Annotated in this window: 1 protein-coding gene; it reads left to right on the top strand. The window is 49.8% G+C overall.

The window, feature by feature from the left end; genetic code table 11:
• Nucleotides 1–307, top strand: a 307-nt coding sequence (locus EHQ17_RS06660) for a hypothetical protein (protein ID WP_135736163.1), incomplete at both ends; no start/stop codon positions are given.

The following is a 307-nucleotide window of genomic DNA, read 5'->3' as shown; positions in this document are numbered from 1 at the left end:
ATATGATCCGATCGGAAGAATGAAAAAGACGATTCTACCGACGGCAGTAGGAGAAACGACTCCTACAACGATCACAACGACCTACAACGATCCGTTTGAAACGACAGAAACTCACAGCTCCGGAACGAGCAAACGAATCGTTCGTGACGCGAGAGGACAGATTTTGTATGTGGAAGACTTCGGGTCGGACGGAATCGCAGCGAAGATCGGATTTTGTTACGACATTTCTGGCCAGAGAACGAAGAAGTCAGACTTAAATGACGGAACTCCGTTGTCTTGTCCGGGCGTCCTCGCAGGAGTTCCCGCA

Source organism: Leptospira gomenensis, assembly GCF_004770155.1.
GTDB lineage: Bacteria > Spirochaetota > Leptospiria > Leptospirales > Leptospiraceae > Leptospira > Leptospira gomenensis.
This window is presented reverse-complemented; position numbering and strand designations above follow the sequence as displayed.